This window comes from Sphingomonas sp. 28-62-11 (genome assembly GCF_002278865.1).
Lineage (GTDB): Bacteria > Pseudomonadota > Alphaproteobacteria > Sphingomonadales > Sphingomonadaceae > Sphingomonas.
The window spans coordinates 18,421-45,200 of the sequence record NZ_NCGB01000001.1; the positions used below are offsets into that span (position 1 = coordinate 18,421).

At 62.3% G+C, this 26,780-nt stretch carries 28 protein-coding genes; 16 read left to right on the forward strand and 12 right to left on the reverse strand.

All coding sequences use genetic code 11. The features are described 5' to 3' along the window. The first annotated feature begins 131 nt into the window (after nt 1-131). From gyrA to B7Y49_RS00095, 4 genes are all read left to right on the forward strand, one after another. On the forward strand, nt 132-2,909 hold the full coding sequence (gene gyrA / locus B7Y49_RS00080; protein WP_374125514.1) for a DNA gyrase subunit A: 2,778 nt from the start codon (nt 132-134) through the stop codon (nt 2,907-2,909). Next, entirely contained in the window at nt 2,906-3,253 is a 348-nt protein-coding gene (locus B7Y49_RS00085; protein ID WP_374125515.1) for a DUF952 domain-containing protein, read from the forward strand. Before gyrA ends, B7Y49_RS00085 begins: the two co-directional genes overlap by 4 nt. Before the next feature lie 16 nt (nt 3,254-3,269). Further along, a complete protein-coding gene (locus tag B7Y49_RS00090; protein WP_374125516.1) occupies nt 3,270-3,929 on the forward strand; it encodes a peptidylprolyl isomerase in 660 nt (219 codons plus the stop codon). A gap of 125 nt (nt 3,930-4,054) precedes the next feature. After that, on the forward strand, nt 4,055-4,264 hold the full coding sequence (locus B7Y49_RS00095; RefSeq protein ID WP_374125517.1) for a hypothetical protein: 210 nt from the start codon (nt 4,055-4,057) through the stop codon (nt 4,262-4,264). Nucleotides 4,265-4,267: 3 nt separating this feature from the next. On the opposite strand, the gene B7Y49_RS00100 is transcribed toward B7Y49_RS00095, so the two are convergent. Then, nucleotides 4,268-4,912: a lysoplasmalogenase family protein gene (locus B7Y49_RS00100; protein ID WP_374125518.1), complete on the reverse strand. Its 645-nt coding sequence runs from the start codon at nt 4,910-4,912 to the stop codon at nt 4,268-4,270. Nucleotides 4,913-5,105: 193 nt separating this feature from the next. Between B7Y49_RS00100 and B7Y49_RS00105 the strand changes: the two genes are divergently transcribed. From B7Y49_RS00105 to B7Y49_RS00115, 3 genes are read left to right on the forward strand one after another with little or no spacing between them, the layout of a single operon-like run. Further along, complete coding sequence (locus B7Y49_RS00105) at nt 5,106-5,273, forward strand: hypothetical protein (protein ID WP_374125519.1); 168 nt, start codon at nt 5,106-5,108, stop codon at nt 5,271-5,273. Then, the gene (gene trmFO / locus B7Y49_RS00110) at nt 5,270-6,583 is read left to right on the forward strand and encodes a methylenetetrahydrofolate--tRNA-(uracil(54)-C(5))-methyltransferase (FADH(2)-oxidizing) TrmFO (RefSeq protein ID WP_374125520.1); all 1,314 of its coding nucleotides are present in this window, start codon (nt 5,270-5,272) and stop codon (nt 6,581-6,583) included. Before B7Y49_RS00105 ends, trmFO begins: the two co-directional genes overlap by 4 nt. Nucleotides 6,584-6,593: 10 nt before the next feature. Further along, the gene (locus B7Y49_RS00115; RefSeq protein WP_374125521.1) at nt 6,594-7,307 is read left to right on the forward strand and encodes a hypothetical protein; all 714 of its coding nucleotides are present in this window, start codon (nt 6,594-6,596) and stop codon (nt 7,305-7,307) included. Here the strand turns inward: B7Y49_RS00115 and B7Y49_RS00120 are convergent. Further along, nucleotides 7,304-7,774 (reverse strand): EF-hand domain-containing protein, encoded by a 471-nt coding sequence (locus B7Y49_RS00120; protein ID WP_374125522.1) that lies wholly within the window; start codon nt 7,772-7,774, stop codon nt 7,304-7,306. The two genes, B7Y49_RS00115 and B7Y49_RS00120, sit on opposite strands and share 4 nt — an antisense overlap. Nucleotides 7,775-7,832: 58 nt before the next feature. Continuing rightward, nucleotides 7,833-8,528, reverse strand: coding sequence for a squalene/phytoene synthase family protein (locus B7Y49_RS00125; RefSeq protein WP_374125523.1), 696 nt, complete (start codon nt 8,526-8,528; stop codon nt 7,833-7,835). Between the two features lie 86 nt (nt 8,529-8,614). On the opposite strand from B7Y49_RS00125, the gene B7Y49_RS00130 reads away from it, so the two are divergent. The 4 genes from B7Y49_RS00130 (at nt 8,615) to B7Y49_RS00145 (ending at nt 13,938) form a co-directional block, all read left to right on the forward strand. Then, nucleotides 8,615-10,618 (forward strand): pilus assembly protein, encoded by a 2,004-nt coding sequence (locus B7Y49_RS00130; RefSeq protein ID WP_374125524.1) that lies wholly within the window; start codon nt 8,615-8,617, stop codon nt 10,616-10,618. A 106-nt stretch (nt 10,619-10,724) separates the two neighbouring features. Continuing rightward, nucleotides 10,725-12,662 (forward strand): pilus assembly protein, encoded by a 1,938-nt coding sequence (locus B7Y49_RS00135; protein WP_374125525.1) that lies wholly within the window; start codon nt 10,725-10,727, stop codon nt 12,660-12,662. Next, nucleotides 12,659-13,285, forward strand: coding sequence for a TadE/TadG family type IV pilus assembly protein (locus tag B7Y49_RS00140; RefSeq protein WP_374125526.1), 627 nt, complete (start codon nt 12,659-12,661; stop codon nt 13,283-13,285). Before B7Y49_RS00135 ends, B7Y49_RS00140 begins: the two co-directional genes overlap by 4 nt. After that, entirely contained in the window at nt 13,282-13,938 is a 657-nt protein-coding gene (locus B7Y49_RS00145; RefSeq protein ID WP_374125527.1) for a TadE/TadG family type IV pilus assembly protein, read from the forward strand. Before B7Y49_RS00140 ends, B7Y49_RS00145 begins: the two co-directional genes overlap by 4 nt. Here B7Y49_RS00145 and B7Y49_RS00150 read toward each other — a convergent pair whose 3' ends face one another. The 4 genes from B7Y49_RS00150 to eno all read right to left on the reverse strand — a co-directional run bounded on the left by B7Y49_RS00150 (nt 13,939) and on the right by eno (nt 18,105). Next, entirely contained in the window at nt 13,939-15,315 is a 1,377-nt protein-coding gene (locus B7Y49_RS00150; RefSeq protein WP_374125528.1) for a pyruvate dehydrogenase complex E1 component subunit beta, read from the reverse strand. Beyond that, the gene (gene pdhA / locus B7Y49_RS00155) at nt 15,315-16,373 is read right to left on the reverse strand and encodes a pyruvate dehydrogenase (acetyl-transferring) E1 component subunit alpha (protein ID WP_374125529.1); all 1,059 of its coding nucleotides are present in this window, start codon (nt 16,371-16,373) and stop codon (nt 15,315-15,317) included. The genes B7Y49_RS00150 and pdhA overlap by 1 nt, the downstream gene beginning before the upstream one ends. Before the next feature lie 87 nt (nt 16,374-16,460). Further along, the gene (locus B7Y49_RS00160) at nt 16,461-16,757 is read right to left on the reverse strand and encodes a septum formation initiator family protein (RefSeq protein WP_374125530.1); all 297 of its coding nucleotides are present in this window, start codon (nt 16,755-16,757) and stop codon (nt 16,461-16,463) included. A gap of 67 nt (nt 16,758-16,824) precedes the next feature. Continuing rightward, complete coding sequence (eno, locus tag B7Y49_RS00165) at nt 16,825-18,105, reverse strand: phosphopyruvate hydratase (protein ID WP_374125531.1); 1,281 nt, start codon at nt 18,103-18,105, stop codon at nt 16,825-16,827. Nucleotides 18,106-18,269: 164 nt separating this feature from the next. Here eno and B7Y49_RS00170 point away from each other — a divergent pair, with 164 nt between their 5' ends. The 5 genes from B7Y49_RS00170 to B7Y49_RS00190 all read left to right on the forward strand — a co-directional run bounded on the left by B7Y49_RS00170 (nt 18,270) and on the right by B7Y49_RS00190 (nt 20,451). After that, nucleotides 18,270-18,836, forward strand: a complete 567-nt coding sequence (locus tag B7Y49_RS00170) for a hypothetical protein (protein WP_374125532.1) — start codon at nt 18,270-18,272, stop codon at nt 18,834-18,836. A gap of 17 nt (nt 18,837-18,853) precedes the next feature. Next, the gene (locus B7Y49_RS00175; protein ID WP_374125533.1) at nt 18,854-19,315 is read left to right on the forward strand and encodes a phage holin family protein; all 462 of its coding nucleotides are present in this window, start codon (nt 18,854-18,856) and stop codon (nt 19,313-19,315) included. Further along, nucleotides 19,312-19,680 (forward strand): DUF3618 domain-containing protein, encoded by a 369-nt coding sequence (locus tag B7Y49_RS00180; protein WP_374125534.1) that lies wholly within the window; start codon nt 19,312-19,314, stop codon nt 19,678-19,680. The genes B7Y49_RS00175 and B7Y49_RS00180 overlap by 4 nt, the downstream gene beginning before the upstream one ends. Continuing rightward, nucleotides 19,673-20,134 carry a hypothetical protein gene (locus tag B7Y49_RS00185; protein WP_374125535.1) on the forward strand — a complete coding sequence of 154 codons (462 nt, stop codon included), beginning with the start codon at nt 19,673-19,675 and terminating at the stop codon, nt 20,132-20,134. The genes B7Y49_RS00180 and B7Y49_RS00185 overlap by 8 nt, the downstream gene beginning before the upstream one ends. A 74-nt stretch (nt 20,135-20,208) precedes the next feature. Beyond that, entirely contained in the window at nt 20,209-20,451 is a 243-nt protein-coding gene (locus tag B7Y49_RS00190; RefSeq protein WP_374125536.1) for a DUF4170 domain-containing protein, read from the forward strand. 199 nt (nt 20,452-20,650) lie between these two features. On the opposite strand, the gene B7Y49_RS00195 is transcribed toward B7Y49_RS00190, so the two are convergent. The 5 genes from B7Y49_RS00195 to carA all read right to left on the reverse strand — a co-directional run bounded on the left by B7Y49_RS00195 (nt 20,651) and on the right by carA (nt 26,689). Next, entirely contained in the window at nt 20,651-21,241 is a 591-nt protein-coding gene (locus B7Y49_RS00195) for a rhomboid family intramembrane serine protease (protein WP_374125657.1), read from the reverse strand. A 53-nt stretch (nt 21,242-21,294) separates the two neighbouring features. After that, nucleotides 21,295-21,771 (reverse strand): transcription elongation factor GreA, encoded by a 477-nt coding sequence (greA, locus tag B7Y49_RS00200; RefSeq protein ID WP_374125537.1) that lies wholly within the window; start codon nt 21,769-21,771, stop codon nt 21,295-21,297. Nucleotides 21,772-21,849: 78 nt separating this feature from the next. Then, on the reverse strand, nt 21,850-25,185 hold the full coding sequence (carB, locus tag B7Y49_RS00205) for a carbamoyl phosphate synthase large subunit (protein WP_374125538.1): 3,336 nt from the start codon (nt 25,183-25,185) through the stop codon (nt 21,850-21,852). Beyond that, nucleotides 25,185-25,412 (reverse strand): hypothetical protein, encoded by a 228-nt coding sequence (locus tag B7Y49_RS00210; protein WP_374125539.1) that lies wholly within the window; start codon nt 25,410-25,412, stop codon nt 25,185-25,187. The genes carB and B7Y49_RS00210 overlap by 1 nt, the downstream gene beginning before the upstream one ends. Further along, nucleotides 25,412-26,689 carry a carbamoyl-phosphate synthase small subunit gene (carA, locus tag B7Y49_RS00215; protein WP_374125540.1) on the reverse strand — a complete coding sequence of 426 codons (1,278 nt, stop codon included), beginning with the start codon at nt 26,687-26,689 and terminating at the stop codon, nt 25,412-25,414. The genes B7Y49_RS00210 and carA overlap by 1 nt, the downstream gene beginning before the upstream one ends. Nucleotides 26,690-26,780 lie beyond the last annotated feature (91 nt).

A 26,780-nucleotide genomic window follows, 5' to 3' on the forward strand; every position in this document is an offset into this window, starting at 1 on the left:
TCGGTCGAACAGGTTAAGATGCGCTTCTGGTGCTCGAAGCCCTCGCCTGCGCACGCGCGCGAGCGTGACAAAGGCGGTCAGGCGGGCTAGAACCGTCACACAAACGAAACACCATCCGAAAGCGCCATAAATTGACCGACGAGACACTGCTCGCCGACCCATCAGACGTCACCCCGATCAGCATCGTCGACGAGATGCGGTCGAGCTATCTCGATTATGCGATGAGCGTCATCGTCGCGCGCGCGCTGCCCGATGTGCGTGACGGGTTGAAGCCCGTTCACCGCCGCATCCTCTATGCCAGCCAGGAGGGCGGCTTCGTCCCCGGCAAACCTTATCGCAAATGCGCCAAGATCGTCGGCGACGTGATGGGTAACTATCACCCGCACGGCGATAGCTCGATCTACATGGCGCTCGCCCGGCTTGCGCAGGATTGGGCGATGCGGGTGATGCTGATGGATGGCCAGGGCAATTTCGGGTCGATGGACCCCGATATGCCCGCGTCGATGCGCTATACCGAAGCGCGACTGACCAAGGCGGCGATGATGCTGCTGAGCGATATCGACAAGGACACTGTCGATTTCGCGCCCAACTATGACGGCTCGCGCGAAGAGCCAACGGTCCTCCCCGCGCGCTTCCCCAACATCCTCGTCAATGGCGCGGGCGGCATCGCCGTCGGCATGGCGACCAACATCCCGCCGCATAATCTCGGCGAAGTCGTCGATGCGTGCCTCGCGATGATCGACCGTGCAGTCGATGGCGGCGATCCGTTGACGATCGAAGAGCTGATGGAGATCGTCCCCGGCCCCGATTTCCCGACCGGCGCGATCATCCTTGGCCGCACCGGCTGCCGCAATGCCTATGCCGAGGGTCGCGGATCGATCATCGTGCGCTCGCGCTATAAGATCGAGGAAGGGCGCGGCGACAAGCGCTCGATCGTCCTCACCGAAATCCCTTACCAGACCGGCAAGAACGGCCTGGTCGAGAAGATCGCCGAGGCCGCCAAGGAAAAGCGCGTCGAGGGCATCAGCGACATTCGCGACGAATCGAATCGCGAAGGCGTCCGCATCGTCATCGATCTGAAGCGTGATGCGACCCCCGAAGTGGTGCTCAACCAGCTGTGGCGCCACACGCCCGCGCAATCGAGCTTCCCCGCCAACATGCTCGCAATCCGCGGCGGCCGGCCCGAGACGCTGAACCTGCGCGACATCATCGAGGCGTTCGTCAAATTCCGCGAGGAAGTGATCACCCGCCGCTCGAAATATGAGCTGCTCAAGGCCCGCGAGCGCGCGCACATCTTGCTCGGGCTGGTGATCGCGGTCACCAATATGGACGAGGTCGTGCGGATCATCCGTGGTTCGGCGAACCCCGCCATCGCGCGTGCATCATTGGCCGCGCGTGAGTGGCCGGTGGCGGAGATTTTGCCCTATATCCGGCTGGTCGAGGCGGTCGAGGCCGAGGTGGAGGGCGATACCTACAAGCTTTCCGACCTGCAGGTCCGCGCCATTCTGGAGCTGCGGCTCCACCGGCTCACCGCGCTTGGTCGGGACGAGATTGGCGACGAACTGAACACGCTCGCGGAATCGATCACCGAGCTGCTCGCGATCCTGGGCGACCGGGTGAAGCTCTATGCCGTGATGCGCGACGAGCTGGTCGAGGTGCGCCAGATGTTCGCGACGCCGCGCAAGACCGAAATCGCCGCCGCCGCCGACGGGATCGACGACGAAGACCTGATCGAGCGCGAGGAGATGGTCGTCACCGTCACCATGCAGGGTTATATCAAGCGCACCACGCTCGATACCTTCCGCGCGCAGAAGCGCGGCGGCAAGGGCCGCGCAGGCATGGCGACCAAGGACGAGGACATCGTCACCGAGCTGTTCGTGACGAGCACGCACACGCCCGTCCTGTTCTTCTCCACCCATGGCAAAGTCTACCGCATGAAAGTGTGGAAGCTGCCCGAGGGCGGCCCCGCCACGCGCGGACGGCCGATGATCAATCTGCTCCCGCTGGCGGACGGCGAGAAGATCTCCACCGTGCTGCCGCTGCCCGAGGATGAGGCGGAATGGGGCAAGCTCCACGTCATGTTCGCGACTGCCAAGGGCAATGTCCGCCGCAACTCGATGGACGCGTTCACCAATGTGCCGTCGAACGGCAAGATTGCGATGAAGTTCGAGGGCGAGGATGAGGATGACCGGCTGATCGGCGTCGCACTGCTCGACGAAGCCGATGATGTGCTGCTCGCCACCCGCGCGGGCAAGGCGATCCGTTTCCCCGGCGATGATGTCCGCGAGTTCCAGAGCCGCAATTCCACCGGCGTGCGCGGCGTGCGGCTGGCCGAGGGCGATGAGGTTATGTCGCTGTCGATCCTCCACAAGGTCGGCGCATCGCCTGAGGAGCGCGAGGACTATCTGCGTTTCGCGCCGTGGAAGGGTGACAAAGACGGTCGGATCGCGATGACCCAGGCGCGGTACGAGGAGCTTGTCGAGCGCGAGCAGTTCATCCTCACGATCTGCGCGAACGGTTATGGCAAACTGTCCTCCGCTTACGAATATCGCCGTACCGGGCGCGGTGGGCAGGGCATCACCAATATCGACAATATCGCCCGCAACGGCCCGGTCGTCGCCAGCTTCCCGGCAGCGAAGGGCGATCAGTTGATGCTCGTGACTGACCAGGCCAAACTGATCCGTATGCCGCTCGCGACCATGCGCGTGATCGGGCGCAACTCGGCGGGCGTGAAGCTGTTCGACGTTGGCAAGAATGAGCTGGTGGTGAGCGCGGCGAAGATTACCGACAGCGATGATGAGGAAGCCGAGATGAGCGATACCCCCGAGACGCCTGAAACGCCGGAGACCCCGGACACCCCGGAGACCCCGGACACCCCGAAAACGCCCGACACGCCCGACGCAGAATGAAGACGCCTGTTGCCTATAAGGTGCTGACTGCCGAGCAGATGGTGGTGCTGGAGCATGAGGGCAGCTTTGCCGGCGCGCCGATCGATCTGGCGGATGGCTATATCCATCTCTCTACGCACGCCCAGCTGACCGAAACGGTCGACAAGCATTTCGCCGGGCAGACCGGGCTGTGGGTCGCCTCGGTCGATCTCGATGCGCTTAACGATGTCGTGAAATGGGAGCCATCGCGCGGCGGGCAACTGTTCCCGCACATCTATGCGCCGCTGCCGCTGTCGGCGGTACTGGCCTATGGCGAGTTGACGCGCGACGATACCGGCGCGGTCCAGCTGCCAGTCGCGGGCTGAGGCGATTGTGGCGCGCATGATCCGCTTCGGGTTTGTCCTGGCGACCAGCCTGGCACTATCGATCGCGAGCAATGGTGCGTCGGCCCGCAAGCCTCGCGCCGCCGCCACACTTACCCGTGTGCAGCTGACGACCAGCATCGGCCCCATCGTCATCGCACTCGAAACGAAGCGCGCGCCAGCAACCGCCGCCAATTTCCTCGCCTATGTCGACGACAAGCGCTTCGACGGCACGCTGTTCTACCGCGCCGCCCGCGCCAAATATGATCCGCGCCAGGGCTTCATCCAGGGCGGAATCAAGACCGATGCCCGCCGCATCCTGCCCCCCTTCCCCCTCGAAACCACCGACCAGACCGGTGTGCGCCACCTGAGTGGCACGATATCAATGGCGCGGCGCGAGGACCCGAAATCGGCGGGCGGCAATTACTTCATCTGCGTTGGGCCTGCCCCCGCAATGGATGCGCGGCCAGGGCATAAGGGCTATGCGGCATTCGGACATGTCGTGCAGGGCATGGACATTGTGCGCAAAATCCTTGCCCAGCCGACGGCGGGGGGCAGTGACGGGATGCGCGGGCAGATGTTGGTGCGGCCCATCCGCATCATCTCGGCAAGGCGGCTCGATGGCGCGCCAAAGCCAACCGGCCAGGTAAAGCCCTGGCTGCTGGCGGTGCCGCGTTAGCGCTTTCGCAGCCATCGTCCATCGCCCATATTCCCAAAGGCTCTCAAAGCCATCATAGCATTATGCAGGTTACGGCGCCCCAGCGACCGAATCGACTAAGCCCTATGCCGACGAGCTGCTGAATCATGGATATCGACCACATTCTTCGCACCGAAATCGAGGAAGCCATCGCCCGCAAGCGTGCGGCAGGCGAACCACTCGACGCCGATGGTCTTGCCGTGGAGATTACCGAACGCTGGGAAGAGCCGAAGGGCCGTGGCTCTGGCAACTGGCTGTATCAGACGCGCGATGCGCTGCGCAAAGCGATCCAGAACGTGATCGACGAGCAGGGCTAGGTTTTACTTTGCCCGGCGCCGCGCCAGCGCCGCTGCCACACCCCAGGCGATCATCGCCTGCCCGCCGAAATACAGCGGCCATACCAGCAGATCGGGGATGATCGACCCCGTCAGTGGCCCCAGTCGCGCGAAGATCAGTAAGTCGCTAACCGCAAACAGCAGTGCGCCGAACGATACCCAATTCCTCGGGAAACTACTCAGCCACGCCATCGCTGCCATTGCACCAAGGCCGGTGGCATAGAGCGCGATGCCCGGCGCGGCGGCGCGATCGGCGGGGAAAACGAACGCCAGCAATGGAATGATCAACAGCCGCCCGACGGCGATCGGCGCGTCGGCCTGCCAGCGCAGCGGCCGCAGGTTGCGCGCATACAGAGCGATCGCCACCAGATGCCCGGCAAGAAACGCTATCGCTCCCGTGGTGAGCCCCGCCACTTCGAGCAGCACATCGCCCGCCGCCCCCAGCGCCATGATCGCGGCGAGCAACCACCCTTCGAGCGAACGCGCCTGCCGTGCCGCCCAAAGCGCCAGCAGTGCAACACCCGCGCCTTTCCACACGACGAGCAGAGGGCCATCGGCGAGCAGCCAGTCAGCGGGCAAATAACTCGCCCCGGCAATCAATGCTGCGCCCAATAGCCATTTGTCTTTCATTGCCGCCCCTTCACCAACTACGACATTGTACCCGAGCGAAGGCGAGTGTGGGGGCGAATTGTCCCCCGGACAATCCTTGGGCATGTGGGACATTCCCAACCCCACACTTCCAGACTGGGTCCCCGCCTTCGCGGGAACACATGCTTTGAAATGCGCCTTTCCTACAAGGCGCAAGCCGATGTAAGAACAAGCCATGAACATCGCACTCATCCCCGGAATAAACACCTCTGCACGCGCCATTTTTCCTGAATTTTGCCCCGCAACCAAAAGCGATGGAGACCCGCAACTTCCGCAACTTCACCTTCCAACGATCCGCAACTTTGCCATGATCGCCCATGCCCGCTATCGCCCCATTCCATGATTCATGACATCCATATCATCGGCGGCGGCCTCGCCGGGTCCGAAGCCGCCTGGCAGCTCGCCGAGGCCGGTTTTCGCGTGAAACTATCGGAAATGCGCGGATCGGGGGAAATGACCCCAGCGCACCAGACCGTGGGCCTTGCCGAGCTCGTCTGTTCGAACAGTTTCCGCTCGGATGATGCCGAGGCGAATGCGGTTGGGCTGCTCCACGCCGAAATGCGGGACCTGGGGTCGCTGATCCTGCGCGAGGGCGATAAGCACCGCGTTCCGGCCGGATCAGCGCTGGCGGTGGACCGCGATGATTTTTCGGCTGGCGTAACGGCGGCACTCTCCGCGCATCCCAATGTCACCATCGTCCGCGAACGCATCGATGTGCTGCCTGCCGAGGGGCTGGCGATTGTCGCGACCGGCCCCCTCACCGCGCCCGGCCTTGCCGACAGCATCGGCGCTGCGACCGGCAAGGATGCGCTCGCCTTTTTCGATGCGCTCGCGCCGATCGTCCACCGCGACAGCATCGATATGTCGCTCGCCTGGATGCAATCGCGCTGGGATAAGGGCGAAACGGCCGATTACATCAACTGCGCGATGAACAAGGATCAGTATCTGGCCTTTCATCACGGCCTGATCGACGGTGAGAAAACCGAGTTCAAGGAATGGGAGGATGTGCCCTATTTCGAGGGGTGTATGCCGATCGAGGTGATGGCCGCGCGCGGGGTGGATACACTCCGCTACGGCCCGATGAAGCCGGTCGGGCTCGATGATCCGCGCACGGGGCGCTGGCCATATGCGGTGGTGCAGTTGCGGCAGGACAATGCCAGCGGCACGCTGTGGAACATCGTGGGGTTCCAGACCAAGCTGAAACATGCCGAGCAGGTACGGCTTTTCCGCACGATTCCGGGGCTGGAAAATGCCGAGTTCGCGCGGCTGGGGGGCTTGCATCGCAACACTTTCATCCGGTCGCCCGAGTTGCTCGATCCCACATTGCGGCTGAAATCGCGTCCCAACATCCGTTTCGCGGGGCAGATCACCGGGTGCGAAGGCTATATCGAAAGTGCGGCGATCGGACTGATCGCGGGGCGTTTCGCCGCCGCCGAGCTTGCCGGGCGCGCGCTGACCCCGCCACCGGTCGAGACCGCACTTGGCGCGCTGCTCCACCACATCACCGGCGCGGCGGTGGCCGAGACCTATCAGCCGATGAACGTCAATTTCGGGCTGTTCCCGCCGATCGAGGGGCGCACCAAAAAGGCAGATCGCAAACGAATGTATACCGGCCGCGCGCGCACCGCGCTGGCAGCATGGATGGCGGCTTAAGGAGGCATCGATGAAGATCGCGATCTGCATTCCCCGTTACGGCGACACTAAGGGCGAATTCGCCATCAGCCTCGCCCGGATGGTGGCGCATAGCCTGATGGCCCCGCCCCCGGCGACAGGACCGCTCGAGATCGAGATTTTCTCCATCTCTTCCTCTGATCTGCCGCACAGCCGCACCGAGCTGCTCAAGCGGGCGATCATGTGGCAGGCGCGCTATCTGCTCTGGCTCGACAGCGATCATGTCTTCCCGCGCGATACGCTGTTGCGGCTGCTCCGGCACAAGCTGCCGGTCGTCGGCTGCAACCAGCCCCGGCGCAGCGAGCCAACCGGGCCCGTCGCGGTTCGGCTGAACGACAAGGGGGAGATGGAGCATGTGTGGACTACCGCCGCGCTGGCGCAGGCAGGCACGGTGGAGGAAGTCTATCATGTCGGGCTCGCGCTGTGCCTGATCGACATGAACGTGCTTCACCAGGTCAAGGCGCATGTCGAAAAGGGCGTCGGCTGGGCGCAATGGGCACCGTTCGATCGCAAGCTGCTGCCCGGCACGACGGCGCGGATGGGTGAGGACGTCTCATTCTTTCGCGAACTGACCGATGCCGGGGTAAAGGTCTATATCGATCACGGCCTGTCCTGGGCGGTCGGCCATATCCACGAACGCGTCATCACCAATGCCGATGCTGAAGCGCAAAAGGACGCCTGGCTGGCTGAGCAGGGCGGCGCCTAGCCCTCATCCTCGCTCGGGGGGGAAGGTGCAGGGCAAGCGCATTTCGGGGTGACCCTGGCGCGGCGTTTTGGGGCGGTCGTTGCGAATTCGGTCGGGTTCATCGCGCCATTTTTGTCAGCATCGGCGGTAGCAAAGCGCGCCGTCGTCTTGGCCGCCCATTCGTCGAAAGAGAGCTGCCCGTCGCCATTGGTATCCAGCCGGGCATAGGCTTTTCGCCGCGAGGCAAGATATTCCGCACGCGTGATCGCGCCGTCCTTGTCCTTGTCATACCGGCCAAAGCGCTTTTGTTCGCGGGTTTTGGCGGATGCTTCAGGCACGCTATCGGGCAATTCCGCGTCCTGCCCAGCCATCGCAGCAAGCGGTGCATTGGGCAGTCCACTGCGCTGCGCCGCCCCCGAGGTCGCAAAGGTATAACCAACAATGATCAGCAACACTGCACCGACGCCTGCTGCCAGATACCGCCACATCGTCGTGCTCCCCGTTGTTCGAGGTTCTTGATACCGTGTTGAAAGCACAGGCGAAAGCCTATCGACCCGTCAGCGCATGCGCCAACATCCGCGCCAGTCGCAACGGCGATCCCTGTTGCGATAGCGGGGTTTGCGTACGGGCAGCATCACGCCGGGCCAGGCAGGCGAGCATCCCCAACGGCCGGGCTTGCCGGTGCCAGGGCCGGGCCAGAGCAGTGTCAAGCGGCGACCGCGCCAACAGCAGCGCACGCGCCGCCAGCACAGGATCGCCGCAGTGACGCGCCAGATCGACGAGCGCCCATCCCTGCCCGGCCGCCACCAGCGCATCGGTCGGGCTGCCGAACACCCGCCCCGCCGCCCGGAACAGCCCACCGCCGCGTGCTTCGGCATAGGCTGCAATGGCATTGTCCCCCAACGGATCCGGATCGAGCAACGCCTCCCACCCGTCGATCATCGCCGCGAGCTCGGCCCCGGTAATACCCCTTGGCAGTATTTCTGCAGCCAGTGCCTGAAGCAATGGCTGGGCCGGTGGCGGTGCCTGATCGAGCCTGCAGAGCGCCTCATACCACCAGGTCAACCGAAGTTGCGACACCATCGGATCGCGCCCGCCGCGCAAGATGCCGCCTAACGTCTCGTCAAGCGCCCATAACGCAGCCAGCCCCGCCCGGGCTGTGCGCGGGGCATAGCTCAGCGCCAGCGCGCGTTCGGGATCAGCGACGTCAAGTATCGGTGCAGCAAAGATAGTTTCCGCCATTTTCACTCCCTCGCTTGAGGGGTGGTTAGCGCTTCGGGGGCCATCGCTAGCACCAGTCATGCAGTATCAGGGGGCAGTGCGCCATCATGTCGACCACAGGCCAGTCGCGGCAGCGCAACATTTGGCCATTTGGCGGGAGATCCGCCGGGCAAGGTCCGATCCGCGGGTTTCTCGGTCGGCTCGCGCGCGATGTGCGCGGCAATACCGTGGCGATTGCCGCTGCTGCGCTCGTCCCCTTGGCGGGCATGGTTGGCGGGGGGATCGACATGAGTCGGCTCTACATCACCAAGACGCGCCTGCAACATGCCTGTGACGCCGGCGCGCTGGCCGGGCGCAAGGCAATGGGTGGCGGCATCTGGGCACAGAATGATTTTGCTCCACGCAACGCCGCCAATGCCCTGTTCGATGCCAATTTTCAGAACGGCGACTATGGCGCCACCAGTCTTTCGCGCACCTTTACCGAGTCCAACGGCAAGGTAACCGGCACGGTATCGGCCACCGTCCCCATGACACTGACCCGGGTGATCGGGCGAACCACCGAAACGCTGACCGTGTTGTGCGACGCGGCGATGAGCCTGCCCAATACCGATGTGATGTTCGTTCTCGACGTCACCGGATCGATGAACAGCAAAGCGGTTTCAACCGACACCGAAACCAAGATGGAGGCGCTGAAAGGCGCGGTGAAATGCTTCTATGAGTCGGTCGCGCAACGCAACACCAGTGAGACGTGCTCGATCGGCGCGCCAACCAGCGGGGTCACCGCCGTACAGGTCCGTTTCGGGTTCGTGCCCTATGCCACCAACGTCAATGTCGGGCGCTTGCTGCCGTCGACCTTCTTCGCCGACACTTGGAATTATCAGACGCGACGCGCCAACATGCGGCCGCCGGGTTCCTATGTCACTGGGCCTTATTGGGAGGTTTACGGCAGCAGCATTTCGCGAAATAATTGCTTGAGATTCATGAATAATACGAGCTTCAACGGGTTTACGCCGACACCCGTTACATCGGGCGGACCTTCGCCTGTCACCGAAGTTAGCATCGTCTTCAACAGCGATGGCGACGCGACGTCCGGGACCGATGACGGCGAATGGAGCTGGAATGGCGCACCCGACACTGGCGGCAACACCCGCAGCTGCCGCCGCTTACGCACGGATACGGCAACCACCTATGTCGATACGTTCCGCGACTGGACCTATGGCAGCCTGCCCGTGGACGTCAGCGGGCTGAAGAATGGCAGCGGCTGGAACCCCAGCTTCACTCGCCCGATCGGTGCCGACGGCACCAATGTGACACTCGACTGGGAAGGGTGCATTGAGGAACGCGCCACGGTGCGCGCCGCCAGCTACAGCCCGATCCCGGCCGGGGCGAAGGACCTTGATATCGATCTGGTGCCGAGTGCCGGGGATGCCAGCACGCTCTGGGCGCCGGCCGTCCCCGGCCTTATCTACACACGCAACGAAACATCAGGCGGTGGCAGCTGGAACCTGAACGAGATCACGACCACCGCTGACTATATCAATGGATCGCAATATTTCTGCCCGACCGAGGCCAAGAAACTGGCCGAGTGGAATGACGCCACGGCGTTCGAAACCTATGTCGACAGCCTGACGCCGGAGGGTAACACCTATCATGATATCGGGATGCTGTGGGGCGCGCGGCTGATGTCGCCCACCGGCATCTTCGCCAGCGAGAACGCGCTGACCCCCAGCGGCGGCGAAATCGAACGGCACCTGATCTTCATGACCGATGGCGAGGCATGCACCGGGGTCGGCAACTATAACGCTTATGGGGTCGGCTGGTTCGATCGCCGACAGACCGACGCCGCCAGCGCACCCACCGATGGATGCAACACCACGGGCACGCTCACCCAGCAGGTCAATGCGCGCCTCGCGGGGTTGTGCGCGGCGGTGAAGAACAAGAATATCACCTTGTGGGTGATCTGGTTTGGCGTATCGAACACCACGATCGAGAATGCATTGCGCGCCTGTGCGACCACTGGCCGCTTCTATTCGGCCCGAAATTCGGCGGATCTGGACACCACTTTTGGGTCGATCGCGTCCGAGATTTCGCAACTGCGGCTAACGCGATGACCGCGCCATTCGCTTTGCCCATGGGGAACGGCGGTTTAGGCAATATTAGCCATTGCCCGTCCATAGCTGCCCGCTGGACCAGTTGGTCAGTGGACAGGGCAAGAGCATGGCGGATCAATCATCAACGGCAATCGGGCAACCGATTGGCTTTTTGCGCCGGTTGGGGCGCGACGTTCGCGGCAACACGCTGGCGATCATGGCGGCCGCGTTGATCCCGCTCGCCGGCCTTGTCGGCGGCGGCATCGATATGAGCCGCATGTACATCACCAAAACACGGCTGCAGCACGCGTGCGACGCCGGGGCGCTGGCCGGCCGCAAGGCGATGGGCGGCGGCATCTGGTCACAGAACAATAACGCACCGCGCACGACTGCAGAGCGCTTTTTTGACGCCAACATCTCGTCAACTGCCTATGGATCGACTGAGCTCACCCGCACCTTTACCGAGTCCAACGGCAAGGTGACCGGCACCGTTTCGGCTACAGTGCCAATGACGCTGACCCGGGTCATCGGCAAGACCACAGAGACGCTGACTATCGTTTGCGATGCCGCCATGAGCCTGCCCAATACCGATATCATGTTCGTGCTCGACGTAACCGGATCGATGGGCAGCAAGGCAGTTTCCACCGACAGCAAGACGAAGATCCAGGCGCTGCGCGGAGCGGTGAAGTGCTTTTACGAATCCGTTGCCCAGCGAAACACATCCGAAACCTGCACGACAGGCGCGCCCACTGGCGGGGTTACGGCGGTGCAAGTCAGGTTTGGCTTCGTCCCCTATTCCGTCAACGTCAATGTCGGGAAACTATTGCCGACCGCCTATTTTGCGGACGATTGGACATACCAGTCCCGCGAGAAAATTTCCATTCCAGGGACGGCCGCTGGCTGGACGCAGGTGGGCAACCCAAGCACGTCGACGTCCAACGTTACTTTCAACAACACACCGAGCGCGCAGTGCAACGATACGGCGCTGGCATCCAAGGGCTCGTCGTCCGATGCCATCAACGGCAACAGCCGGGTAAACACGACGATCGTCTACACACGCCGATCCTGGAGCAGCAAATCGGGCGGACAGTGCAAGACGCGCAAAACGACGACCACAACGAACTACACCGGCACTAATGGGACGCCGCCGTCAAACACCTGGCACTATGGCGAAATCACCCATGACGTGTCAGCGCTGAAAAACGGCACCAACTGGAACAACAGCTTCGTGCTGCCGATCGGGACAGGCTTTACCAACAAGACGATCACGTGGGACGGCTGCATCGAGGAACGCGAAACCGTTCGTGAGACGGACTATGATCCGATTCCCGCCGATGCCAATGATCTGAATATCGATCTGGTTCCCAATAGCGGCGATGAATCAACGCTGTGGGCGCCTCTGTTACCCGGACTTATCTACACCCGTCAGGACACTTCCGGCAACGGCAGCAATTGGAACCTTGCCGATATCACCACGACGACCGAATATGGGAACGGATCAGATTATTACTGCCCAGCAGAATCGCGTAAATTGGCAGAATGGAATGATCCGACCGCCTTCGAAAACTATGTGAACAGCTTAAGCCCGACCGGCAATACCTATCATGACATCGGCATGTTATGGGGTGCCCGCCTGATGTCGCCCACCGGGATTTTCGCGAGCGAAAACGCGCTGACCCCCAGCGGCGGCGAAATCGAACGCCATTTAATCTTCATGACTGACGGTGAAGCCTGCACGGGTGTTGGCAACTACACCGCCTATGGGGTGTCGTGGTTCGACCGCCGTCAGACGGATCCAAACACTGTTCCCACCGGTGGCTGTAACACTTCGGGCACGTTGACGCAGCAGGTGAACGCGCGGCTGGCCGGTTTGTGTTCAGCGGTGAAGAACAAGAACATTACCCTGTGGGTGATCTGGTTCGGCGCATCGAACACCACGATCGAAAACTCGTTGCGGGCGTGTGCCACGAGCGGCCGGTTTTACTCGGCGCGCAACCAAACCGATCTCGACAGCACCTTTGGCTCAATCGCGTCGGAAATCTCCCAGCTCAGGTTGACACGATGATCCTGGCAAAGCGCCTGCCCCGTTCCCTCCGGTGCGTTGCCCGCGATACGCGCGGAGCAACGGTCGTTGAATTCGGCTTTGTGGCGCCAATCCTCGTCCTGACGTTGCTCGGCGCCTTCGATGTCGCGCATACGTTGTACGTGCGATCGGTTTTGCAGGGCGTCGTGCAAAAAGTCGGCCGGGATTCGGCGCTGGAGGGCAATGACGAAGCATCGGCGCAGTCCGCGATCGACAACAAGGTCCGCGCGCAGGTCCGCGCTCTCGCCAACAACTCGACCATCACGATCACCCGGCGCTTCTACAAGACATTCTCGAAGGCCGCTGCCGCGCAGGCCGAAACCTGGACCGATACCAATGCCAATACCCGCTGCGATGCTGGCGAGCCCTACGAGGACGCCAATCTGAATGGCACCTGGGATGCCGATGGCGGCAATGCCGGGCAAGGCGGCGCCAAGGATGCCGTGATGTACACGGTCGACGTCAGTTACCGGCGGATGTTTCCGCTCTACAATTTGGTCAGCGTGCCCAGCACCACCACGGTAAAGGCATCAACAATCCTCAAGAACCAGCCCTATGACGAACAGGCGAGCTATGGCACGCCCGTGACAAGGAACTGCCCATGATCCGCATGGCGCCCCTGCCCCAGTTCCTTGCCCGCCTGCACCGCGACACAAGCGGGCTGGCGCTGCTCGAATTCGCTTTTGCCCTGCCCATCTTGCTGCTGATGAGCCTGACGGGGGCTGAGCTGACCAACTATATCACCACCAAGATGCGGATGAGCCAGATCGCGCTTCATCTGGCCGATAACGCAGCACGCATCGGCACCGGCAGTCAGCTTGCCGCCAAGACAATTACCGAAGCCGATATCAACGATCTGTTCACCGGCGCGAACTTGCAAGCGGGCGAGCTGAACCTGCAGGCCAATGGCCGGGTGATCGTGACCAGCTTGGAGCCGACCGCGAGCCCGAACACCGCCGGCACCTACAAGATTGGCTGGCGCCGCTGTTATGGCGCGAAGACCACCTATGCCCGCAAATATCCCGCCGGCACCGGCACCACGGGCCTTACCGGTCTCGGCCCCACCGGTCGCCAGGTGACCGCGCCCGACAATGGGGCGACGATGTTCATCGAAGTCTATTATGAATATCGCCCGATCGTGCGGACCAGCCTGGCCCCCGATACATCGATGACCGAAATCGCCTCCATGATCGTTCGCGACAGGCGCGACACCAGCCAGGTTTATGCGGTCACCGGAGTCACGGCGTCGACCTGCTGATCAGCCCCGGTTGCAGACCTTCTTCGCCGCAGCGACCACCCTTGCGACATCCACCAGCGCCAGCTTTTCGAGATTAGCCGCATAGGGCATCGGCACGTCCTCATTCGTGACGCGGAGCACCGGCGCATCGAGATCATCGAAGCCATCTTCCATGGCGATGGCGATGATTTCGCTCGCGATCGAGCAGGTTGGCCAACCTTCCTCGACCACGATCATGCGATTGGTCTTGGCCAGGCTGTTGAGCACCGCCTGCCGATCGAGCGGGCGGATCGTGCGCAGATCGATGACTTCGGCATCGATCCCCTCACCCGCCAGCTTTTCGGCCGCATCCAGCGCAAGGCCGACGCCGATCGAATAGCTGACGATCGTCAGGTCGTTGCCCGGGCGGACGATCCGGGCCTTGCCGATCGGCACGATATGGTCATCACCCGCCGGCACTTCGAACGAACGCCCATAAAGCAGCTCGTTTTCGAGGAAGACGACGGGGTCTTCACTGCGGATCGCCGCCTTTAACAGCCCCTTGGCATCGGCGGCGTCATAGGGCGCGATCACGATCAGGCCGGGGACGCTGGCATACCAGGGGGCGTAGTTTTGCGAATGCTGCGCGCCGACGCGGCTCGCCGCACCATTGGGGCCGCGAAATACGATCGGGCAGCGCATCTGACCGCCAGACATGTAATTGGTCTTGGCGGCAGAATTGATGATGTGATCAATCGCCTGCATCGCGAAGTTGAACGTCATGAACTCGACGATCGGGCGCAGACCCCCCATTGCCGCGCCTGATCCGATCCCGGCAAAACCATATTCGGTTATCGGGGTATCGATGACGCGCTTGTCGCCGAATTCGTCGAGCAGCCCCTGGGTGACCTTATAGGCGCCCTGATATTGCGCGACTTCCTCGCCCATCACGAACACACGCTCATCGGCGCGCATTTCCTCAGCCATCGCATCGCGCAGTGCCTCGCGCAGCGTGACCTTGACCATGTCGGTCCCGGCCGGAATGCCCGGATCGGCAATGACGGCGGTTTTGTCGCTAACGAGTTGCGCGGTGCCGGTATCCGCTTTTTTCGGCGCTGATGCTTCGGGTTCAGGGGCCTTCGCGACCGGCGCGGACGCCGGTGCGGGCGTCTCCTCGCCTTCCGCGTTCAGTGTGGCGATGACGGTGCCGACCTTAACATTGTCAGTCCCCTCGGGAACCATGATCTCACCGATCGTGCCCTCGTCGACCGCTTCGAATTCCATCGTCGCTTTGTCGGTTTCGATCTCCGCCATGATATCGCCCGATTTCACCACATCGCCCGCCTTGACGAGCCATTTGGCGAGCGTGCCTTCCTCCATCGTCGGCGACAGCGCCGGCATCTTTATCTCGATCGCCATCAGTAACGCTCCACCAGCACGTCGGTATAGAGTTCGGCCGGATCGGGCTCTGGCGCGGTTTCGGCGAAGTCGGCAGCTTCGTTCACCACCTTGCGGATGTCCTGTTCGATCACTTTCAGATCGGCTTCAGTAACGCCCAGCGCCTCAAGCTCCTTCTTGCAGTGATCGATCGGATCAGACTTTTCACGCACCGCCTGCACTTCGTCGCGCGAGCGATATTTGGCGGGATCGGACATCGAATGGCCGCGATAGCGATAGGTTTTCATCTCGAGGATGATCGGCCCCTTCCCCGCGCGCACCCACTCAAGCGCGGTTTCGGCAGCACCCCGGCACGCAAGCACGTCCATCCCGTCGACCTGAAGGCCCGGAATGCGGAAGCTTTCGCCGCGTCGGAACAGCTGGTCTTCCGATGAGGAGCGGTTGACGCTGGTGCCCATCGCATACTGGTTATTCTCGATCACATAGATGACCGGCAGCTTCCACAGCTCAGCCATGTTGAAGCTTTCGTAGACCTGGCCCTGGTTCGAGGCGCCATCGCCGAAATAGGCAAGACAGACGCCGCCGTCACCGCGATATTTGTGCGCAAAGCCAAGCCCGGTGCCGAGCGACACCTGCGCGCCGACAATGCCGTGCCCGCCATAAAATTTATGCTCGACGCTGAACATATGCATCGAACCGCCCTTACCCTTGGAAATGCCGGCCTGGCGCCCTGTGAGTTCAGCCATCACGTCCTTCGGCGGAATGCCGCACAGCAGCATATGACCGTGATCGCGATAGCCGGTGATGACGCTGTCATTCTTGGTCAGCGCCGATTGCAGTCCAACCGCGACCGCCTCCTGCCCGATATACAAATGGCAGAACCCGCCGATCAGCCCGAGACCATAAAGCTGCCCGGCCTTTTCCTCGAACCGGCGGATCAGCAGCATCTGCTTGTAAAATTCGAGCAGCTGATCCTTGTTCGCCGCAAACCGGGTCGGTTCGTCGGGGCGTTCGCGGTTTGGGACGGGCGGGTCACTCTTGTGGTTTGACGAAGCTTTGGGCGCGGGTGATTTTGCCACGGTCGGTCAGACCTCTTCTTCCTGGGGAGTGGAGGCTATAAGCGCAGTCACCCGGCGCGCGCAATCACCTGACGCTAGGGTTTTGCATCAATTGAGTGGAACAATCACTTCGTCGGGATGCGCCAGCTTCAACTGCTTGCGCACCAGTTCCTCAGCCATGTCGGGGTTAGCTCGCCGCGGATCGAGCAGGCCGACCCGGTTTTTCAGCACTGCCCGCTGTTTGTCGAGCGCGGCATATGTCGCCTCGCGCGCGGCGAGTTCACGCTTATAGTCGCCATAAGCGAGAATGCCGTTGGGCCCCACCACCGCATAACCGCCGAAAAAGGCCATGACAGTGAGTGCCAACGCGGGCGGACCAGCGCGTCGCAGGATGGTGCGGATCATGGATGAGCCTGACATAAGTCGATTCTGCCTTAGCCGCCGCGACGGATCAACCCCGTAGATTCAGCACTCAATTTTTTCGCAGGATGCTGCGCCCGGAATAACGGCCCATATCGCCCAGTTCCTCCTCAATCCGGATCAGCTGGTTGTACTTGGCAAGCCGGTCGCTCCGCGCGAGGCTGCCGGTTTTGATCTGCCCGCAATTGGTGGCGACCGCGAGATCGGCGATCGTCGCATCCTCGGTCTCGCCCGAACGGTGCGACATCACGGCGGTGTAGCCCGCCCGGTTCGCCATGGAGACAGCGGCGAGCGTCTCGGTCAGCGTGCCGATCTGATTAACCTTCACGAGCAGCGAATTCGCCAGCCCCTTATCGATTCCCATCGACAGGCGTTCCGGATTGGTGACGAAAAGGTCGTCACCAACCAGCTGCACCTTGTCGCCGATCAAGTCGGTGAGCGCCTTCCAGCCCTCGAAATCATCCTCGCTCATGCCATCCTCGATCGAGAAGATCGGGTAGCGCGCGGCGAGATCTGCAAGATAGGCGGCCATTTCGTGGGGGCTCAGTACCTTGCCCTCGCCGCTGATATGATAGGCACCGTTCTTGAAAAACTCGGTCGCCGCGCAATCGAGCGCGAGCATCACGTCATCTCCCGGCCTATACCCCGCCGCCTCGATCGACCCCATGATGAAGTCGAGCGCATCGGTGGTGCTGGCGATGTTGGGCGCAAAGCCACCCTCATCGCCCACCGCGGTTGCGAGACCCTTTTCGTGGAGACGCTTTTTCAGCGTGTGGAAAATTTCCGATCCGCAGCGCACCGCATCGAAGATCGAGTCCGCGCCCACCGGCACGATCATGAATTCCTGAAAATCGATCGGGTTATCGGCATGTTCGCCGCCATTGATGATGTTCATCATCGGCACGGGCAGCAGATGGGCCGAAACGCCGCCGACATAGCGGTACAGCGGCATCCCTCGCGCATCGGCCGCCGCCTTGGCGACCGCCAGGCTGACGCCCAGAATCGCGTTTGCGCCCAGCCGCGCCTTGTTCGGCGTGCCGTCCAGCTCGATCATGATCTGGTCGATCTCGCGCTGATCCTCGGCATCGACGCCGACCAGTTCTTCGGCGATGTCGGCATTCACCGCATCAACCGCCCCCTGAACGCCCTTGCCGAGCCACTGCCCCTTGTCGCCATCGCGCCGCTCGACCGCTTCGTAGGCGCCGGTCGACGCCCCCGATGGCACTGCAGCCCGGCCAAAGCTGCCGTCTTCCAGCATCACATCGACTTCGACCGTCGGGTTGCCGCGACTATCGACAATCTGGCGTGCGTGAATGTCGATGATTGCGGTCATGGAACGATACTCCTAATGCTAATGCTGCAGCGCGAATGGTCGGTGGCGCGGCTCTAACCGCTTCGCTTGGCTGGAGCAAATTGCCTAGCGAATGGCTTGGCGACCGTGGAACGCAAAGTGCTGACGACAGTTGTCGTTTTTGAAACGGGAAAGGGCAATTCATCATGGCCGATCACATCAAAGATACCAGTATGGACCCAGCGCCCAAACGCCCGGTGAAGCGAGCACCGTTGAAGGAGGGACCAGGCAGCGCTGGAGCGCCCGTATTGGCCGTTGAACCCGGTACCGATGACGCATCTTCGTCACATCGGGATGATGCAGACGTCGGACCAAATGCCACCCAGTCCATCAAGGACGGTGCCGCCAAACTTGCCCGTCAGGCGACCGACAAGGCACGCGACTATGTATCGGAAGGCAAAAATCGCGCGGGCGGCGCACTTGATGAGGTTTCGCGCCTGATGGGCGATGCTGCCGACACCGTCGATGAAAAAATTGGTGCCCAATATGGCCAATATGCCCGGACGGCTGCCGAAGGCATCGCTGGTTTTTCCGAAAGCCTGAAGGCCAAGGAAATCGAGGATCTCGTTGCCGATGCCACGGCGTTTGTCCGCAAAAGCCCGGCTGTGGCGATTGGCATTGCGGCAGCACTGGGCTTCGTCGTTGCACGGCTGGTGAAGGCAGGGCTTGATGCGGCAGATGGCGACACACCGCCCCGCGCCCCCGACGCCTGATTCAAGGCGACTGGGGGATGCCGACGATCAAGCCTGACGACGGCAGGCCGATACCAGATAACGAACCGGGCGGCGCACGTTCGTCGCCGGCCGTGGACGACATGACGTTGGGCAACATTGGTCACAGTGACTCGCCTGCCGATCGCGAGGACGACAGCTTTGTCGCGCTGTTCGGGCGACTGGTGGATGATGCCGAACGGTTCGTGCGCGCCGAGTTGCGGCTCTATCGGGCGAATTTGTTCAGTCGCCTGGCCGAAACGCGCACCGCGATTATCATGATCCTCACCAGCTTCCTGCTCGCCCAATCGGCGATCATTGCGCTGCTGGTTGGGCTTGTCGTCATCCTGCGGCCGTCGCTTGGGGCGATCGGTGCGACAGCGGCGGTGGTGGGTGGATCGATCACCGTCGCACTATTGCTGGCATGGCTGGCGATGAACAAGTTCAGGGCCGTTACCGACATCAAGGACAAAGCCCCGTGAGCAGCGATCACGAGGAGCGGAGCGCGGCAGAGATCGATGCGGCGCGCGCGCGGGCACGCCTGACTGAAACAATGGTTGACATTCAGGCGCGGCTTCACCCGCGCGCACTGATCCGCGATGCGATTGGCGAGCTGCGTGATACGGGTGTCGACATCGCCAATGGAGCGCTGGCCGCGGCCAAACGAAATCCGGGACCGTTGATCGGCATAGGGGCGACACTGGTCGCGATTTTTGCACGGGACTGGCTGATCGATGCCTTTGCCGCCGACAAACACGGTGCAACCGCCTCGCCAGCGCTGCGTTCAACGGGTAATGATGACGATGAAGGGGTGTCCGCGCCCCGGGAAGGGAAAACAGATGACTGACCATCCAACCCAGGGAACGACGCCAGGCTCCGGCCCGTCCACCAGCGCCAAGGGCGTTCTCGACAGCGCCACCCATGCGGCATCGAGTGCAATCGAAACCGTCGTCGACACCGCTCAGGCAGCGGCGCGACGCACTGCTGCGGGGATCGACAGCAACCCGCTCGCCGTGTTGGCCGGTGGCATCGCCGTGGGCGTGTTGGCGGGTGCATTGCTCCCCCGGACGGACCGCGAAACTGAAATGCTCGGCCCGGTCGGCAAGCGCCTGACCGAAAGCGCAGCGGCCGCAGCCCGGGCAGCGCGCGATGCGGGCACTGCCGAGCTTATGGCGGCCGGCATCAGCCGTGATGCCGCGCGCGCGCAGGTCGGCAAGCTCATCGACGGGGTCATCACAGCTGTGAAGACCGCAGGCGACGCTGCCACCAAGGCGAACCAACCGGCGCCACCGAAGGACTGAGCGTCCAATCCGGGGCTTCTAACGCGGTGCAACTGGCGTTAAGCGGACGCTTTTTCCAAGCAAGGTTTAACGCCATGAGCAAATTGCATCTCGTTTTCGGAGGCCGCGTAGCCGATCCGATGACGCTTGATTTCGACGATCTCGACTCGATCGATATCGTCGGCATTTTCCCCGACTATAAAAGCGCCGAAAAGGCGTGGCGCGCGGCGGCCCAGCGCACCGTTGACGATGCCGAGATGAAATATGTGCTGGTCCACCTCCACCGGCTCGTCCAGCCCGACCTGATTGCCCCTGCACCGGGCACTGGCGGCGACTGACCCTAGATCGCCTACTACAAACCCGTTCGTCCCGAGCATCGTCGAGGGACATGTCACAGGCGCTGCGCAGGGTGTCTCGACTTAGGCCCGCTAGGCCTAAGTTTATCCTGAGCGACTGTCTTGGCAGGCAGTCGAAGGGCTCGACACGAACGGAAGTGTTTAGATTTCGACAAAAAAACCAGCTGTGCGTTTTCGAAGCTCAGGCGTCGCGATACCGCCACAGCAACAAAGGTCTCGCGAGCATCAATCCGGCCACAAAACCACCGATATGCGCGCCGATGGCGACACCACCCCCGTCCGTGCCAGAGGCAAAACCGATCAGCAGCTGGATGACGATCCACCCCGCAGCTAGCCAAACAACGCGGACAACGCGCGATGGGATCGGGCCGATCGCAGCTACTGGCCGTTCAGCAAACAACATCGAATAGGCAGCGATGATCGCCGAAATCGCGCCACTGGCGCCGATCATCGGTGTCGCGGAGGACGATTCGAACGCCCAGTGGCCCGCCGCGCCTGCATAGGCACCGACTAGATAGAGAATGGCAACGCTCGGCCAGCCGAGCGCGCGTTCCACCATGCGCCCGCAATAGACGAGCATCACTAAGTTAAGGCCAAGGTGGAGGAAGCCGCCATGCACGAGCGTGGCCGTTAGCGGCGTTAGCCAGAAGGGAAGCAGGACGATGCCGTGCGGTGCATTGAGCGCCAGCGAGAGGCTGATCGGAATGAACCCTGCACTAATCGCGGCATAGCCCTCGACACCGAACAGCGTGATCAGTGTCGAGACAACCATCGTCACCGCGGCGATAACGAAGGTAGCCGGAGTTTCCTCAAGCGCCGAGCGTGTCAGATGAATTCGACCTTCGACACCAGGTAATAACGATCGCCCGACGGCACCGTCACTTCGACCTCGTCATCGACCTTGCGTCCGATCAGCGCGCGGCCGAGTGGAGAATTGTATGAAATGCGGCCAACATTGGCGTCCGCCTCGGTCTGGCCAACGATCTGGTACTTGATCGGCTTGTCGTCTTCATCAAGCAGGGTGACGGTTGCGCCAAACACGACCTTGTCGCCCGACATTTCCTTGGGATCGATGATCTGCGCGCGGCTCAGCTTGTCCTCGATATCGCTGATCGAAGCTTCGATCTGGCCCTGACGTTCCTTGGCCGCGTGATATTCGGCGTTTTCGGAGAGATCGCCATGTGCGCGCGCTTCCTCGATCGCATCCACGATGAGGGGTCGTTCCGCCTTGAGCCGCTTGAGTTCTACCGAAAGCTTTTCATAGCCTTCCTGCAGCATCGGCATCTTTTCGACCGTCGCCATCCCTTGAAGTCCTTCGTCCCGATTCCCTGTTATCGGGCGACTCAAGGGAGCCGCCCGCACGCATCATCAATGTGGGGATCAATTGTGCGAAGGAGAATAATAGGATTGCAGGGGCCGTACTTCAAGGCTTTGCGTCGAAAGTGCGACAATTGCCTTGGCCGCCTCGACGCTGGCAGGCGCCGTCGTGAAGTACGGAATCTTCTGACCAAGCGCGCAGGCACGGATCGGTTGCGAATCTTTTAGCGATTGCCAGCCCTCGGTCGTGTTGAAGATCAGCGCGATGCCGCCGTCCTTGATCCGGTCCACGATATGCGGCCGCCCCTGCGCCACCTTGTTCACGCGCTCGATCGGTACGCCATGTCGGGTCAAATAATCGGCGGTGCCACCAGTCGCGACAATGGAAAAGCCCTGCGCCACCAGCAGCCGGGCGGCGGGCAGAACGACGGGCTTGTCGCTGTCCTTCACGCTGATGAACACCGTGCCTGATTTCGGCAGGATCGTCCCCGCACCCAGCTCAGCCTTAGCAAAGGCGAGCGTGAAATCTGGATCGATTCCCATGACTTCACCCGTGCTTTTCATTTCGGGTGAGAGGACGGGATCGACACCAGGGAAGCGCCCGAAGGGAAACACCGCTTCCTTGACTGCATAATAATCGATGTGCCGGTTCACCTTGGGCAGATCAGCGAGGAGTTCGCCCGCCATGACTCGCGCCGCGATTTTCGCGATCGGCGCGCCGATCGCCTTGGCCACAAACGGCACCGTCCGGCTGGCGCGCGGGTTGACTTCAATCAGGTAGACCAGCCCGTCCTTCACTGCGAACTGGATGTTCATCAGCCCTTTGACCGACAATGCCGCGCCGAGTGCGGTCGTCTGGCGTTCGATCTCGGCAATGATCTCTGGCGAGAGTGAGTAAGGCGGGATCGAACAGGCGCTGTCGCCGGAATGAACGCCGGCTTCCTCGATATGCTGGAGCACGCCGGCCACCGTCACATCGGTGCCGTCGCAGATCGCGTCGACATCGACCTCGATCGCGTCGCGCAAATACTGGTCGATCAAAACCGGCGAGTCGCCGGAGACGAGCACCGCCGTCTGGATATAGTTTTCGAGCTGTTCGGGCCCGTCGACAATCTCCATCGCGCGCCCGCCAAGGACGTAGCTGGGCCGCATCAGCACCGGATAACCAATGCGCTGGGCGACCGCGATCGCCTCATCGCGGCTGCGCGCGATGCCATTGGCGGGCTGACGCAGGCCGAGCTTGGTAATCAAAGCCGCAAAGCGCTCGCGGTCCTCGGCTAGGTCGATCGCATCGGGGCTGGTACCGAGGATCGGGATGCCCGCATCCTCCAGCGCCTTGGCGAGATTGAGCGGGGTTTGCCCGCCGAACTGGACGATGACGCCGACCAAGGTGCCGTTTTGTTGCTCGGTGTGCAGGATCTCGAGCACGTCTTCGGCGGTCAGCGGCTCGAAATAGAGCCGATCGGAGGTGTCATAATCGGTGCTCACCGTTTCCGGGTTGCAGTTGACCATGATCGTTTCATAGCCGGCATCGTGCAGCGCGAAGCAGGCGTGGCAGCAGCAATAATCGAACTCGATCCCCTGCCCGATCCGGTTCGGCCCGCCGCCCAAGATGACGATTTTCCGGGCCGCCGTCGGTTCGCTCTCGCATTCCGGCTCACCGAAGCTGGGGGCTTCGTAGGTGGAATACATATACGGCGTCTTGGCGTTGAATTCCGCCGCGCAGGTGTCGATCCGCTTGAACACGGGCCGGACGCCGAGCTTATGGCGGAGTGCGCGGACTTCGGTTTCGGTCACGCCGCCCGTCATCGCCTGCACGACGTCATGGATCAGCCCCGATCCGCGGGCGATGCCGCGTTCGGTGCCTTCGCGCAGATTCGCCGATTTGAGCGCAAGATAGGCCAGGCGCTTGTCGGAGAAGCCCATCGATTTCAGGCGGCGCATGCCCTGCGCATCGCGCGGCAGGCCGTTGTTCGCCACTTCGTTCTCGGCAGCGACGATTTCGGCGATCCGTTCGAGGAACCAGGGATCGTACTTCGCGATGGCGTGGACCTCGGCGACGGTGAAGCCTTCGCGCAACGCTTGAGCCGCCACCAGCAAACGATCGGGCGTGGGGCGGGCCAGCTCAGCCTCAATTTCCGCACGCGGCGCGCCGACAAGGTGATCGATCTGATTGAAACCGCTCAGCCCCGTCTCCAGCCCGCGCAGCGCCTTTTGCATCGATTCATGGATGTTGCGGCCGATCGCCATCACCTCGCCGACCGATTTCATCGCGGTGTTGAGCAGGGGCTCGGCGCCCTTGAACTTTTCGAACGCGAAACGCGGGATCTTGGTGACGACATAGTCGATCGTCGGCTCGAACGACGCGGGCGTCGCGCCGGTGATGTCGTTCATGATCTCGTCGAGCGTGTAGCCCACCGCCAGCTTCGCCGCGACCTTGGCGATCGGGAAGCCGGTGGCCTTTGACGCCAGCGCCGACGAGCGCGACACGCGCGGGTTCATCTCGATCACGATCAGGCGGCCGTCGGCGGGGTTCACCGCGAACTGCACGTTGGAGCCACCCGTCTCCACCCCGATCTCACGCAAGCAAGCGATGCTCGCGTTGCGCATGATCTGATATTCCTTGTCGGTCAGCGTCAGCGCGGGGGCGACGGTGATCGAATCGCCGGTGTGGACGCCCATCGGGTCCACATTTTCGATCGAGCAGACGATGATGGCGTTATCGTGCTTGTCGCGCACGACTTCCATCTCATATTCCTTCCAGCCGAGCAGCGATTCCTCGATCAGCACTTCGGTGGTGGGCGACGCATCAAGGCCCGAGCGGACGATCGTCTCGAACTCCTCGCGGTTATAGGCGATGCCGCCGCCAGTGCCGCCCATCGTGAAGCTCGGCCGGATGATCGAGGGCAGCCCGGTGCGTTCGAGCACCGCCAACGCCTCGTCGAGGGTATGCGCAATGCCGGAGCGCGCGGATTCGAGACCGATCTTGGTCATCGCGTCGCGGAATTTCTGGCGGTCCTCGGCCTTGTCGATCGCCTCCGCATCAGCACCGATCATCTCGACCCCGAATTCGGCCAGCGTGCCATCATTGAACAGCGCGAGCGCGGCGTTGAGCGCGGTCTGCCCGCCCATCGTGGGGAGCACCGCATCGGGCCGCTCCTTGATGATGATCTTGCGCACGATCTCGGGCGTGATCGGCTCGACATAGGTCGCATCGGCCAGCTCGGGATCGGTCATGATCGTTGCGGGGTTCGAATTGACGAGGATGATGCGGTAGCCATCCTCCTTCAGCGACTTGATCGCCTGCGTGCCCGAATAATCGAACTCGCACGCCTGGCCGATAACGATCGGGCCAGCGCCAATGACGAGGATGGAGGAGATGTCAGTGCGTTTGGGCATTAAAAGTGGCTCTTCCCGAGTTCGACAAGTTTCTCAAACGCCGCCTTATCTAGCCGCGTAGTTTGCGAAAGCTTGCGCGGAACTTCACGCGTTTCCCGACCGTAAGTGTCGATCTGGATGAACTTCTCGCGTCCACAATCGACTAATCGGACGATGGCCAATTCGACCTCATCGTGCGGTCGAGCGTTATCGAGATGTTCGACCTGGAAGGTTCTCACGGTTGCCATTATGCCGCTCCCATCATCCCCACAAACCGCTCGAACAAATACAAGCTATCCTGCGGCCCCGGGCTCGCCTCGGGGTGATATTGCACGCTGAACGCCCGCCCGTCTTCCAGCTCGATCCCCGCATTGCTGCCGTCGAACAGCGACACATGCGTTTCCCGCACCCCCGTCGGCAGCGACTCCCGTTCCACCGCAAAGCCGTGGTTCATGCTGGTGATCTCAACCGCGCCGTCGCTGAGCCGCTTGACGGGGTGGTTGGCGCCGCGGTGGCCCTGGAACATCTTGGTCGTCTGCCCACCGACTGCGAGGGCGAGGAGTTGGTGGCCCAGGCAGATGCCAAACAGCGGTTTGCCGGTTTCCAGCAGCTGGCGAATGACAGGGACAGCGTATTCGCCGGTCGCGGCGGGATCGCCGGGGCCGTTGGAGAGGAAGAAGCCGTCGGGCTCCAGCGCCATGATCTGGTCGAAGGTCGCGTCAGCAGGCAGCACGGAGACGCGCGCGCCGGCGTGGACGAGGTTGCGGTAGATGTTGCGTTTTGCGCCGTAATCGATGGCGACAACGTGAGGGCGGTTTGGTGTGGCGCGCCCCTCGAGTTCGCTCGGGACAAGCGGGGGATTGGGAAGCCCATCTACAATAGCACCGTTTGTGCCGAGCAAAGTCGAGGCACCTGCCCCAGGCGATGGCCCCTCATACCCCGCCCCCAGCCGCCAAACGCCGCCATCCCACATCCCATGCGTTTCGCGCGTCACGCTCTTGGCGAGATCCATGCCCTCCAGCCCCGGCCAGCCCTGCGCCATCGCCAGCAACGCGGGGATATCGAACACGCCGTCCGCCGCATGCGCGATCACGCCGTTGGGCGCGCCGCCGCCGCGGATGCGCCGCGTGAGAGCGCGCGTATCGATGCCCGAAAGCCCAATCCGCGCGTGCTTCTTCATCCAGACGTCGAGGCGTTCCACGCTGCGGAAATTGCTCGGGTTGGTCACATCCTCGCGTACGATCATGCCGAGTGCATGGGGATCATCCGCCTCGATATCGTCGGGGTTCGCGCCGACATTGCCGATATGGGGGAAGGTGAAGGTGATGATCTGCCCGGCAAAGCTCGGGTCGGTCATGATTTCCTGATAGCCGGTCATCGCGGTGTGGAAGCACACCTCGCCTACCGCCGCGCCTTCCGCGCCAAAGCCCCTACCCCACGCCACATCGCCATTGGCGAGCACCAGAACGCCGGTGGCGCCTTCGGGCTTTGCCGCGGGCACAGACATGGGTTTGGCGTCAGCCATGGATAGGGGCGCTCCTGTTAAGCTTTCGATGTCGCTAAAACGCCGTCGCTAGAGACGCATGGCCGAAGCGTCAATCTGTTAAAAACCGCCG

What these genes read in the sequence shown, in the direction of transcription:
- B7Y49_RS00085 (WP_374125515.1), top strand. Translation starts at nt 2,906, where the DNA reads ATGAAGACGCCTGTTGCCTATAAGGTGCTGACTGCCGAGCAGATGGTG.
- B7Y49_RS00090 (WP_374125516.1), top strand. Translation starts at nt 3,270, where the DNA reads ATGATCCGCTTCGGGTTTGTCCTGGCGACCAGCCTGGCACTATCGATC.
- B7Y49_RS00095 (WP_374125517.1), top strand. Translation starts at nt 4,055, where the DNA reads ATGGATATCGACCACATTCTTCGCACCGAAATCGAGGAAGCCATCGCC.
- B7Y49_RS00100 (WP_374125518.1), bottom strand. Translation starts at nt 4,912, where the DNA reads ATGAAAGACAAATGGCTATTGGGCGCAGCATTGATTGCCGGGGCGAGT.
- B7Y49_RS00105 (WP_374125519.1), top strand. Translation starts at nt 5,106, where the DNA reads ATGAACATCGCACTCATCCCCGGAATAAACACCTCTGCACGCGCCATT.
- trmFO (WP_374125520.1), top strand. Translation starts at nt 5,270, where the DNA reads ATGATTCATGACATCCATATCATCGGCGGCGGCCTCGCCGGGTCCGAA.
- B7Y49_RS00115 (WP_374125521.1), top strand. Translation starts at nt 6,594, where the DNA reads ATGAAGATCGCGATCTGCATTCCCCGTTACGGCGACACTAAGGGCGAA.
- B7Y49_RS00120 (WP_374125522.1), bottom strand. Translation starts at nt 7,774, where the DNA reads ATGTGGCGGTATCTGGCAGCAGGCGTCGGTGCAGTGTTGCTGATCATT.
- B7Y49_RS00125 (WP_374125523.1), bottom strand. Translation starts at nt 8,528, where the DNA reads ATGGCGGAAACTATCTTTGCTGCACCGATACTTGACGTCGCTGATCCC.
- B7Y49_RS00130 (WP_374125524.1), top strand. Translation starts at nt 8,615, where the DNA reads ATGTCGACCACAGGCCAGTCGCGGCAGCGCAACATTTGGCCATTTGGC.
- B7Y49_RS00135 (WP_374125525.1), top strand. Translation starts at nt 10,725, where the DNA reads ATGGCGGATCAATCATCAACGGCAATCGGGCAACCGATTGGCTTTTTG.
- B7Y49_RS00140 (WP_374125526.1), top strand. Translation starts at nt 12,659, where the DNA reads ATGATCCTGGCAAAGCGCCTGCCCCGTTCCCTCCGGTGCGTTGCCCGC.
- B7Y49_RS00145 (WP_374125527.1), top strand. Translation starts at nt 13,282, where the DNA reads ATGATCCGCATGGCGCCCCTGCCCCAGTTCCTTGCCCGCCTGCACCGC.
- B7Y49_RS00150 (WP_374125528.1), bottom strand. Translation starts at nt 15,315, where the DNA reads ATGGCGATCGAGATAAAGATGCCGGCGCTGTCGCCGACGATGGAGGAA.
- B7Y49_RS00160 (WP_374125530.1), bottom strand. Translation starts at nt 16,757, where the DNA reads ATGATCCGCACCATCCTGCGACGCGCTGGTCCGCCCGCGTTGGCACTC.
- eno (WP_374125531.1), bottom strand. Translation starts at nt 18,105, where the DNA reads ATGACCGCAATCATCGACATTCACGCACGCCAGATTGTCGATAGTCGC.
- B7Y49_RS00170 (WP_374125532.1), top strand. Translation starts at nt 18,270, where the DNA reads ATGGCCGATCACATCAAAGATACCAGTATGGACCCAGCGCCCAAACGC.
- B7Y49_RS00175 (WP_374125533.1), top strand. Translation starts at nt 18,854, where the DNA reads ATGCCGACGATCAAGCCTGACGACGGCAGGCCGATACCAGATAACGAA.
- B7Y49_RS00185 (WP_374125535.1), top strand. Translation starts at nt 19,673, where the DNA reads ATGACTGACCATCCAACCCAGGGAACGACGCCAGGCTCCGGCCCGTCC.
- B7Y49_RS00190 (WP_374125536.1), top strand. Translation starts at nt 20,209, where the DNA reads ATGAGCAAATTGCATCTCGTTTTCGGAGGCCGCGTAGCCGATCCGATG.
- B7Y49_RS00195 (WP_374125657.1), bottom strand. Translation starts at nt 21,241, where the DNA reads ATGGTTGTCTCGACACTGATCACGCTGTTCGGTGTCGAGGGCTATGCC.
- greA (WP_374125537.1), bottom strand. Translation starts at nt 21,771, where the DNA reads ATGGCGACGGTCGAAAAGATGCCGATGCTGCAGGAAGGCTATGAAAAG.
- carB (WP_374125538.1), bottom strand. Translation starts at nt 25,185, where the DNA reads ATGCCCAAACGCACTGACATCTCCTCCATCCTCGTCATTGGCGCTGGC.
- B7Y49_RS00210 (WP_374125539.1), bottom strand. Translation starts at nt 25,412, where the DNA reads ATGGCAACCGTGAGAACCTTCCAGGTCGAACATCTCGATAACGCTCGA.
- carA (WP_374125540.1), bottom strand. Translation starts at nt 26,689, where the DNA reads ATGGCTGACGCCAAACCCATGTCTGTGCCCGCGGCAAAGCCCGAAGGC.